The sequence below is a fragment of the Halomonas sp. 3D7M genome (genome assembly GCF_014897885.1).
GTDB lineage: Bacteria > Pseudomonadota > Gammaproteobacteria > Pseudomonadales > Halomonadaceae > Vreelandella.
Map to the genome: position 1 here is coordinate 1 of NZ_JABUZF010000219.1, position 3,492 is coordinate 3,492.

4 protein-coding genes are annotated in these 3,492 nt (G+C 45.3%); 3 read left to right on the forward strand and 1 reads right to left on the reverse strand.

All coding sequences use genetic code 11. The features are described 5' to 3' along the window. Positions 1 to 344 precede the first annotated feature (344 nt). The gene (locus INT22_RS12440) at positions 345 to 1,271 is read right to left on the reverse strand and encodes a DNA-binding protein (RefSeq protein WP_193068304.1); all 927 of its coding nucleotides are present in this window, start codon (positions 1,269 to 1,271) and stop codon (positions 345 to 347) included. 263 nt (positions 1,272 to 1,534) lie between these two features. On the opposite strand from INT22_RS12440, the gene INT22_RS12445 reads away from it, so the two are divergent. The 3 genes from INT22_RS12445 to INT22_RS12455 form a co-directional block, all read left to right on the forward strand. Further along, entirely contained in the window at positions 1,535 to 1,849 is a 315-nt protein-coding gene (locus INT22_RS12445; RefSeq protein ID WP_193068305.1) for a TrfB-related DNA-binding protein, read from the forward strand. Positions 1,850 to 1,853: 4 nt separating this feature from the next. Beyond that, on the forward strand, positions 1,854 to 2,612 hold the full coding sequence (locus INT22_RS12450) for a ParA family protein (RefSeq protein WP_193068306.1): 759 nt from the start codon (positions 1,854 to 1,856) through the stop codon (positions 2,610 to 2,612). After that, the coding region (locus INT22_RS12455) for a ParB/RepB/Spo0J family partition protein (protein WP_193068307.1) at positions 2,612 to 3,492 on the forward strand (881 nt) is incomplete at its 3' end. The genes INT22_RS12450 and INT22_RS12455, both read left to right, overlap by 1 nt.

Consider the following 3,492-nt stretch of genomic DNA (forward strand, 5'->3'; position numbering starts at 1 on the left):
ATCCCCCCAAAAATGCTGCCGCAAGCGGCGTAGGGCGCTATGCAGGGCGCTACGCGCCCGCCGCGCCCTGCTGTGGCACATCACTGCCAGTGGCCAAACAAAATCCATGACGTTATCAAGAAAACGTCAAAAACATTGTTTAGCAGTAAGGGAGGGGAGGCGCACCTGGTTAAATGCTGCAAACACCAGGTGGTATGTTTAGATGAGTGCCTCACTGGTTTGGCGTGCGTTCGCTCCGCTCACCATCACCCAATTTTCAGTGGAAACACTCGATTTTCAAATATAGCTGGCTGGGAGGAGGCAAGTTTCTTGCCGAACGGTTCAGCCAGCAGACAATGATCAATTTATACGGTTTTCCGCTTAACTGTACTTCCTGATTTAGTAGCGGGTTTTCTATCCACCTCTTGGGCTTCTTGGGCTTCTTGGGCTTCAACCCTGGCCTCCGCCTTAGCTTGTGCGGCTTCCGCCTCCTGGGCGCGTTTCTGAGCATCTACAGCGTGCTTCTCAGTTGTAGCTAGGCGTTCTTTCCACTCATTGCGCAGTTCTGTCAAATCACGTTTATGCGTTTCTGCGTCAGCAACACGGGCTTGTTGCTCATATTTGAGAGCGTCTAAACGTTCAGCGGACTGTTCTTTGAGTGCTTCTAACTTAGCGACCGCCACCGCCTGGGCTCGTTCAGCTTGGATTTTCTCAACATCAGCCGCTTTTAACGCTGCTTGAGCGTCTAACGTTGCGTTGTGTTCACGTTCCAGCGATTCGCTTAGTGTTGTTATTCGATTACGCGCCTCCGCTAATTCAAACCGTGCATCGTCACGTTGCGTTTCAAGTGTTTTTACGTGTTCTCTAAATTCAGTCACCAGCCTGCGGGCTTCATTGCAATCAAACACTGCTTCATCACGTTCAATTATCAATCTCTCCACTTGTGCGCGTAGCTCGTCAGCCTCGGTTTCCAGCGCTTCGCCTGTTTCTGCTAACTCATCCGCTGTTTGCCGCGCTTCTAGCGCGTCACTTTCAGCCTCAGCACGCGCAGCGGAGGCTTGACGCTCTATCTCATTTGCAAGTGCCGCCGCTAACTCGTCTGGGAGTTTCACAGCTTTACGCTCTGCGGGTATCTGCGATGCTTTCCATATCGTTAGATGTTTGTGAATAGTGTTTGGAGAACCTGTGCCAATTTCTTCACGTACAGCTTGAATAGTGGCTTTCTCACCACGGCCAATTAATGCATCCGCAGCAGCAGCAACTTGGCCAAATGAAATTCCAGTGGGAGCCATAGCGTATTACCTCGTATCGTATCGTATTTTGTATTACGTATAATACTATATACGATACGAAATACAATACAAAATAGCATTTTATTTCGTGCGCACGAAATAAAACGTAAAAAAATGATAAGGGGGTTTCCACCGACGCCAGGGAATTTCGTGCGCACGAAAAAAAACACAAAAAAAGTGACCTTTATCTATTGACGTTTATAGATGTGGGTTTATAATTTGAGGTGTCCCGTAAGAAAGCAGCATCCTAACTGAGTATCAAAATGAAAAGGCTACTAACTAACAGCGAATTCGGATTGGCAGTAAGGAAGCTACCAAGGTCGTTAAAAGCAAAAAACGTTGCCATTGCAAAGGCTGTGCTAGTGGAAGGGCAGAAGCAGTCAGATTTGGTGCGCGAAACAGGTCTTAGCCGCTCGGCAATTGCAGCAATAGTAAGGAAAGTAAAAGACTCATATATAAAACATGCCCAGCCACCAAAGGGTTGGGAAAAAATCGAGGTTTGCCTGCCTGCTCAAATGATAGCGATGGTAAGAGCGCTTGAAGAAGAAGCAAGAAGGCAGCACGAAGAGGAGGGCTGAGTAAATGGAAGTCATCGCGGTTTCTAACCAAAAAGGCGGCGTAGGAAAAACTGCTACTGCTGTACACGCAGCAATGTTTCTAGCAGAAGCAACAAAGGGCTATAAGGTTCTTTTCTTAGACTTTGACCATCAAGCGAATGCCTCAGATTCGCTAGAGAATTATTCTAAAGTTTCAAGCATTGTTGCTAGTGAGTTTTTCAATACAGCTATTCAATCTATTCACGCAAACCAAGGCGTGACGCTTGTAAAAGCAGATAATGCAATGGTTGATATAGACCGCGCTGATTCTTCCATTTTTTCAACGCTTAAAAAGAATATTGAGAAAATTAGCAGTGAGTTTGATTTTTGTATTATTGACACCCCTCCAACTCTAGGCTACCGGATGACGGCGGCGCTACTTGTTGCTGATTATGTTTTATCGCCAATTGAGTTAGAGCAATACAGCATTCAAGGCATTGCCAAAATGCTTAACGCCATCTTTGGTGTTAGGGATCAATGGAACCCCTCTTTAAAGTTTTTAGGTATGTTACCTAATCGCTTTAATTCCCGCTCTGTGGCTCAAATGGCTACTTTGGAGCGATTAGAAAAAGAATATTCGCACTTAATGATTGACGCAACGATAGGTTTACGTTCCTCTATTCCTGAAGCACTAAGTGAAGGTGTTCCGGTTTGGAAGCTTAAAAAGACAGCGGCGCGTAAAGCGGGAAAAGAATTTAAAGAAGCATTTGAAATTGTGCTTGAGAAAATCAAAGGAGTGAAGTAATGGCTGATTCAAAAGGAAAGGCTAAAGGCGCTGATTTACAAGGGCTGGATAACTTTAGCGCTTCGACGCTACTTGGTGAAAAAGCCGATAAAGGTGTTAACTATGCCCCCTTAAATCGATTTCATGAAGATGAAGATAATGCGCGGCGCTCTTTTGACCTTATTAAGCTTCAAGAGCTTGCCGACTCGATGGAGCAAATTAATCCCGCTACTGGTCAGCTTCGGGGCATACTGGAACCTTTGCAGGTTAGCCCACATCCAGAAATAGAGGGGGATTTCGTTATAAATGGCGGCAACCGCCGCTATCGTGCTGCGCTGATGGCTGGTTTAGAAGAAGCTCCATATATAATTAAGGACTCATTAGACAGCTTTGATAAATTCATTTTGAATGATCAACGGGAGGATTTGAGTCCTTTAGAAATTGCTTCATTTATTAAGACTCGGCTGGAGGAAAAATATAAAGCCAACGAGATTGCTAAAGCTTTGGGGCGGCATCCATCCTATGTATCAGACCATTCTATTTTCTTTAATATGTCTGATCACATTAGAGCTTTGTACGATGAGGGGCTATGCCGATCCATGCAAGCACTCGCATTGCTTCATCGTGCGCATAAAAAAGAGCCAGGAAAAGTTGAGGCTTTTTGTCTGAAAGTTTCGGAATTACAGGAAGAAGTTACTACCTCTCAAACGCGTAACTTTGTTAATACTCTGAAAAAAACCACACCTAAAAAAGTGTATCGCAACGCGCATACAGGGGAAGTCATCGAGGTTCGTAATAGAAACGATAAAACCTTGAAGTCTTGGTACGAAGAATACGGTAAAGATGTTGTAGAGCGTTGGCTAGAAACCGACAGCGAGCCAGGGGGCGACAACGAGCCAGG

What these genes read in the sequence shown, in the direction of transcription:
- INT22_RS12440 (WP_193068304.1), bottom strand. Translation starts at nt 1,271, where the DNA reads ATGGCTCCCACTGGAATTTCATTTGGCCAAGTTGCTGCTGCTGCGGAT.
- INT22_RS12445 (WP_193068305.1), top strand. Translation starts at nt 1,535, where the DNA reads ATGAAAAGGCTACTAACTAACAGCGAATTCGGATTGGCAGTAAGGAAG.
- INT22_RS12450 (WP_193068306.1), top strand. Translation starts at nt 1,854, where the DNA reads ATGGAAGTCATCGCGGTTTCTAACCAAAAAGGCGGCGTAGGAAAAACT.